Source organism: Coprococcus sp. AF21-14LB (assembly GCF_003458885.1).
Classification (GTDB): domain Bacteria; phylum Bacillota; class Clostridia; order Lachnospirales; family Lachnospiraceae; genus UBA9414.
In genome coordinates this window covers 24,859-30,987 of sequence record NZ_QRVX01000030.1, presented here as the reverse complement: position 1 = coordinate 30,987, position 6,129 = coordinate 24,859, and the positions used below count along the sequence as shown (strand labels likewise).

At 37.7% G+C, this 6,129-nt stretch carries 6 protein-coding genes; 5 read left to right on the top strand and 1 reads right to left on the bottom strand.

Annotated features, from left to right (window positions below; translation table 11 throughout):
• Positions 1–65: 65 nt before the first annotated feature.
• On the bottom strand, positions 66–641 hold the full coding sequence (locus DWX73_RS08600) for a peptide ABC transporter substrate-binding protein (protein WP_118348408.1): 576 nt from the start codon (positions 639–641) through the stop codon (positions 66–68).
• A 216-nt stretch (positions 642–857) separates the two neighbouring features.
• Between DWX73_RS08600 and DWX73_RS08595 the strand changes: the two genes are divergently transcribed.
• The 5 genes from DWX73_RS08595 to DWX73_RS08575 are packed head-to-tail and all read left to right on the top strand — an operon-like array spanning position 858 to position 6,121.
• Positions 858–1,712: a M55 family metallopeptidase gene (locus DWX73_RS08595; RefSeq protein WP_242996758.1), complete on the top strand. Its 855-nt coding sequence runs from the start codon at positions 858–860 to the stop codon at positions 1,710–1,712.
• Between the two features lie 40 nt (positions 1,713–1,752).
• Positions 1,753–2,916 (top strand): MalY/PatB family protein, encoded by a 1,164-nt coding sequence (locus DWX73_RS08590; RefSeq protein ID WP_118348407.1) that lies wholly within the window; start codon positions 1,753–1,755, stop codon positions 2,914–2,916.
• A gap of 36 nt (positions 2,917–2,952) precedes the next feature.
• Complete coding sequence (locus tag DWX73_RS08585) at positions 2,953–3,546, top strand: helix-turn-helix domain-containing protein (protein ID WP_118348406.1); 594 nt, start codon at positions 2,953–2,955, stop codon at positions 3,544–3,546.
• A 13-nt stretch (positions 3,547–3,559) separates the two neighbouring features.
• Positions 3,560–4,558: a dipeptidase gene (locus DWX73_RS08580; RefSeq protein ID WP_118348405.1), complete on the top strand. Its 999-nt coding sequence runs from the start codon at positions 3,560–3,562 to the stop codon at positions 4,556–4,558.
• Between the two features lie 24 nt (positions 4,559–4,582).
• Complete coding sequence (locus DWX73_RS08575; protein ID WP_118348404.1) at positions 4,583–6,121, top strand: serine hydrolase domain-containing protein; 1,539 nt, start codon at positions 4,583–4,585, stop codon at positions 6,119–6,121.
• Positions 6,122–6,129: the final 8 nt, after the last annotated feature.

The window sequence follows — 6,129 nt, the reverse complement described above, 5'->3', positions numbered from 1 at the left end:
GTGGTAACTCAACAATACAACATATATTCAAAAACTGCTACTTTTTTGTTAAAAAAGTGGAAAATTCACGTACCTGGGGCTAGCCGCCGCGCTAGCGGCTTGGTACAATCATCAATAGCCGTTGCTTTGATATCTTCATATTTTCCTGTTCCATCAAAGTATTCCTGGCCACCTACAACATAGTCCGTGATAGCCTGAAGTGCTTCTGAAGCGAAATTCGGATCACACATTCTTCTCCATGAATATTCGAAATCTTTTGCTGTAACACCACTTCCGTCAGACCACTTTGCATCTTTTCTCAAATGAAATGTATATGTCTTTCCGTCTTCTGATACATCCCATTTTTCTGCAATACCCGGTCTAAATCCATCAGCTGTAGATACTGTAAGTCCTTCAAATAACTGTTTTACAATTCCATCCGAAACAGATTCTGAGTTATTTGTTGGATCCCACTGTTTCGGCTCAGAAGATAGTCTCCAAATCAAATATCTTTCTCCGCTTTCTTCCGGTTCTTCTTTCTGAACCTCTTCTTGCTTAGCAGGTTCATTTTGTGGTTCATTTGTTTTCTTACCACCGCACCCCGCAAGACTACCAGCAATCAATGTTGCCGCCAAAAACAATGCTAATGTTTTCTTTTTCATACACTTTCCTCCTTCTCATTCATTCTTTGGTTCTTTTCCGAAAAGAAATTCGCCTGTGTTTTTTACTCACAGTATAATTGTTACTCGTAGTATAATTCATTTTGTACATTATGTCAATATCTTGACATATTTTTTTTATTGTTTTATAATATTTTTACAACTATTGTTTTGTTTTATCTATAAGTAACTCAACACAATTGCAAGGAGGATTATTCTATGAAGAAAGCCCTGAAAATCTATATTTCTATCGACATGGAAGGAATGGCAGGTATTACCTCTCCATCTCAGGAACGCGAAGAAGTTCCTTCTTTTCGACGTGCTCTGCATAATCAGGTGCGTTGGATTATCGAGGGAATTCAGGCTTCTTCCAGAAATGATGAAGTAGAAGAAATTACTATTTCCGATTCTCACGGAAATGGAACAAATCTTTCTTATGATGAACTTTGCCAAATGGACGAACGTATCAGCTTAGTTAGTGGTTCTCCAAGAAGACAGTTTATGATGTCATGTCTGGATGAAACTTATGATGTTGTTTTTCTCGCAGGTTACCATGCAGGTCCCGGGGAAGGTTTTGCTAATATGGATCACAGTTTCTATGGAAAAGTTGTCTCCAGTCTTAAAATCAACGGAATATATATGAACGAAAGCACAACAAACGCAGCATTAGCTGCTTCCTACAAAGTTCCTGTTGGTCTTGTCATCGGAGATTCCGGTCTTTACAAACAACTTATTGAAAAAGAAATGATGCCATGGGTTAAATTTGTCACTACAAAAGAAGCTTTATCCCGCTATGCGGCAAAATTTCCGCCACAAAAAGTCCTGAGAGAAGAAACCATTTCAGCAGTAAAAGAAGTTCTTGCTTCTGATTTAAAATCTATTCCTTTATATGAAGTAACAACTCCTATCACTCTTGGATTTGAATTTAAATCAACCGGAATGACAGACACCGTTGCACAGATACCGCACATGAAACGTTTAAGCGGTACGGAAGTGGAAATCACTTGCAGCGATATGCACGAATTAGAATGCGGTATTTCCGCTATTACCGGTCTCGCCGGAACATCGAACTAATTTTAATTTTTATCATAATACTATTAGGAGGATAACAAAAATGGGAAAATATAATTTTGATGAAGTAATCGATAGGCATGGTACAGCATGTAATAAATGGGAATATAATATTCCTGAAGGCGTTTTACCAATGTGGGTTGCAGACATGGATTTCGCGGCAGCTCCTGAGATTCGCGAAGCAATGCAGAAACGTTTAGATCACCCGGTTTATGGATATACACATCACAGTAAAGAATTAAAAGATGCTATCGTATCCTGGGTAAGCAGACGCTATCACTGGGATATCCAGAGTGAATGGTTAGGTTTTAGCCCTGGTGTTGTCCCTGCCCTCGTTATGAGTCTTTTATCTCTTACAACACCTGGCGATCGTGTAGTAATTATGACCCCTGTTTACCATCCATTCTATTCTTCTATTGAAGAAAATGGACGTGTCATCATTAATCATCAGTTAGACTGTGACGAAAACGGACGCTATTCTATCAACTTCGACCGTTTAGAAGCGCAGATTGATAATCGCTGCAAAGCAATTATGATGTGCAACCCTCACAATCCTGCCGGTCGCGTATGGACAAAAGAAGAGCTTCTGAAAGTTTCAGAAATCGCTGAACGTCATGAACTTTATATCATCTCAGATGAAATTCATGCAGATTTTGTGTACGGCGGAAAACACCACACACCTATGGCCTCTGTGTCCGAATATGCAATGAACCATACAATTACTGCTTTTGCACCAAGCAAAACTTTTAATGTTGCCGGTTTATGCCAATCTTATGTTGTCATTCCTAATAAGAAATTATTCAATGCTTATAACGCAACTTACAATGCATTTGATTTGGGTGATAACATCTTCGGAATGACTGCACTTACTGCTGCATATACAAAAGGCGAAGAATGGCTTGAAGAAATGCTGCAATATCTTGAAGCTAACAGAGATTTTACAGTGAAATATATCGAAGAAAATATTCCTGAAATCCGCATCTGGTCACCGGAAGGTACTTATTTATTATGGCTTGATTGCGCAAAACTCAATTTAGAAAATGATGACTTAAATCAGTTTTTCTTAGAAAAAGCAAAGGTAAAAATGAATCCTGGTTATCGCTTTGGCGCTCAGTGCAGCACTTATATGAGATTAAACATTGGTTGTCCACGCGCTCAGTTGCAGGAAGCACTTTCCCGTATTGAAAATGCAATTAAAAACCGCTAATTTAAAATTTTGAACCATGAAAGGGGAGGCGGGAATATGTATGGAAACCGAATTCGAGAGATGCGAAAAAAAAGAGGGCTAACACTCAAAGAAGTAGCTGAGGCAACCGGATATACGATAGGGCATATCTCACAAATTGAACGTGATTTAAAATCACCTTCATTAACAGCACTTAGAAAAATCGCTGCCTGCCTAGACTGCTCAGAAGTATGGCTTATCATGGGTGACACTGAATCCAACTTCCAATCATCTAATAGCGAGGATTCTTCAAAAGAAACTTACTTAATTCGAAAAGAAAATAGAATACCAATGAGAATTCCTGAAATTGATGTTTCTTATTCTATTTTTACACCTTCTGCACTTCCAGATGGGCAAGAAGCACAAATGACCGGATTGATAGTAAGACTAAATCCAAACACCTGGGTTACTGAACGTATGATTTCACATGGTAATTATGACGAGAGTCTCCTGCTCCTAAAAGGAGAGTTAGAACTTCGTATGGATGACAGTACTTATACTATTCATGAAGGAGATTGTTTTTATATTCCTAAAAACAGTTTACACAACTATTTAAATACATCAGATGAAGAAGCGATTATGATCGTTTATTTCTCTCAATTAATTTATTAAGGAACCTACAATTATGAAATATATTATAGATGGACATTTTGATTTGCTAAGTGATGTAGCTGTACGCCGAAAAAACGGAGAACATAATGTCATTGAAAGATTATATTATCCTTCTTTCAAAAAAGGGAATGTCACTGGAGTTGTTGCTTCTCTTTTTGTGGACAGTCAGTATCTCCCTTATGGCGGTCTTTCCATAGCAATGGAACAGATTGCTGCTCTTCATTGTGAAATTAATGAAAGCCCAGATCTTCTCATGCTCTGTACAAGTGCGGAAGATTTTAGAAAAGCTGCTTCCACTAATAAAGTTGGAATCCTTCTCTCTTTTGAAGGCTCAGAACCGATTTCTTCCTGCCTGATGCTGCACACATTTTATGCCGCAGGTGTAAGAGGTCTCGGACTCACATGGAGCAGACGAAATATGGCAGCTGACGGTTGCGATTTTACAGGCACTCTAAAAAAAGGCGGACTGACCAGTTTCGGAATAGATCTTGTGAAAGAAGCAGAATCTTTAAATATGATTATCGATCTCAGTCATTTAAGTGATGAAGGTGTTGATGATATATTATCAATTACATCATGCCCTGTAATTGCATCTCATTCAAATGCACGTGCAATTGCTCATAATAATAGAAATCTGAAAGATTCTCACTTAAAAGAAATTGCCAAACGCGGCGGAGTTGTCGGCTTAAATGGGTGCAGCATCATCAATGCTGATCCTGGCAGTACCCCTGACCGAAAACAGATGATTTCACACTTAGATCATATGTTTAGCGTCATGGGGGAACAGCATGTAGGACTCGGCTTTGATTTCTGCGACATTTTCCTTAAAAGCAGTTCTGCCGGAGATCTTTCAAAAATGCCTGAATATCCATTTGATATTCTTTCCGGCGGACACAAAGATATTCCTGGCTTTCTGCAGGATTTAAAAAATCATAATTATTCCGACGAGCGTATTTCTTTGCTCGCAGGCGAAAACTGGCTTCAGGCATTTGAAAAAATACTAAAAAATTAATTCACGGGAAGGAGTACTTTTACAATGAATTCAGATATGACAAAACAATTAGATCAACTTTTTTGCATGTGGAATCGTGGTTTATGTCCTGGTGCTCAGGTACTAATTCGTCAACATGGCGAAACACTTTATGAAAAATGCTTCGGATACGGAAATATCGAAAATGAACTAAAAATACATACAAATAGTATTTTTCACGTTGCATCTATTTCAAAAGAATTTACTGTTATGGCCATTCTTCTTCTCTGGAAAGATGGTAAACTTGATTTAGACGATGATATTAGAAAATACCTTGATGAATATATTAATATTGAAACACCGATTACAGTACGTCAGATGATGAACAATGTTAGTGGATTGCGTGACCAGTGGGAACTCCTATTTTTACGTGGTATTACAATCAATGATCAGATTACAATGAACGATATCAATACTACTGTACGTCTTCAGAAAAACCTAAACTTTGATCCGCAGTCACAATATTTGTATAGTAACACGGGATTTCATTTGCTTGCTTTAATTGTCGAAAAGTTATCCGGCATGAGTTTTCCGCAATTTGTAAAAGAACGTATTTTCATTCCTCTCGGAATGACACACTCTTTCGTTCGTGAAAGTTTTACACAAATCGTTCCAAATCTTGTATATTCTTATCAAGACGACGGAGATGGTAACTTCTACTATAACCCGTTAAATTATGCATTATATGGACCTACATCCGTTAATACATGCGCTTCCGATCTTTGTAAAGTATTAGATGAATATATTCATCCAAATATAATCGACCCGGAAATTATTGAATTGATGAAAAAGCCAGCAATTCTCAACAATGGTAATCCTGCTGAATACTGCGGCGGATTAATGACACATAAACTTCACGGAATGGATGTATTTGGTCACGGTGGCGCAGATGCTGCATATCGCGGACAAATTATCTGTATTCCTCAGGAAGAATTGGAAGTTATCCTTATCAGCAATACGACCACTTATCCAATGGCCAAATTGGCTGATAAAGCTGCCTGCATTGTTCTTGGACTGCCTGATTGTACGGAACCTCTTATTCCTGAACATACTACAATCTCTGCTTATAGTGGTTTATTCTTGACAGCTTTGCCTGATGATCCTGTTTTTGTTAATATTTTTCTACAAGACAATAAATTTTTTATGAAAAGAGAATGGTGTTACACAGAACTGGTCAAAGAAGAAGATGGCGGCTATCGAGTAGGAACGTTAGATGAAAAAATCTATTTCACAGAAGACGGAATTCTATACAGACTTCCAAGCCGTGTAATAAAACTATTTTCTGCTACCCCGGCAAATCCATCCCTTTTCCAAGAAGGAAGTTACTATAACGCTGAAACCGACTCGCATATAACACTGGTAAAAACAAATACTACTTGTGAGATTCATATGCTTCGTTATGGAAAAGCAATTCTTTATACCACTTTATCTGGCGAGATTGCATATAAAATGGATGCTAATTTAGTTATGTATGTAAAACCAGAAAATAATACACTTACAATGGATGGATCACGAGTAAAACATATTCAATATCAGAAGCAGTAAAAGAGTTA

What these genes read in the sequence shown, in the direction of transcription:
- DWX73_RS08585 (WP_118348406.1), top strand. Translation starts at nt 2,953, where the DNA reads ATGTATGGAAACCGAATTCGAGAGATGCGAAAAAAAAGAGGGCTAACA.
- DWX73_RS08600 (WP_118348408.1), bottom strand. Translation starts at nt 641, where the DNA reads ATGAAAAAGAAAACATTAGCATTGTTTTTGGCGGCAACATTGATTGCT.
- DWX73_RS08580 (WP_118348405.1), top strand. Translation starts at nt 3,560, where the DNA reads ATGAAATATATTATAGATGGACATTTTGATTTGCTAAGTGATGTAGCT.
- DWX73_RS08595 (WP_242996758.1), top strand. Translation starts at nt 858, where the DNA reads ATGAAGAAAGCCCTGAAAATCTATATTTCTATCGACATGGAAGGAATG.
- DWX73_RS08575 (WP_118348404.1), top strand. Translation starts at nt 4,583, where the DNA reads ATGAATTCAGATATGACAAAACAATTAGATCAACTTTTTTGCATGTGG.
- DWX73_RS08590 (WP_118348407.1), top strand. Translation starts at nt 1,753, where the DNA reads ATGGGAAAATATAATTTTGATGAAGTAATCGATAGGCATGGTACAGCA.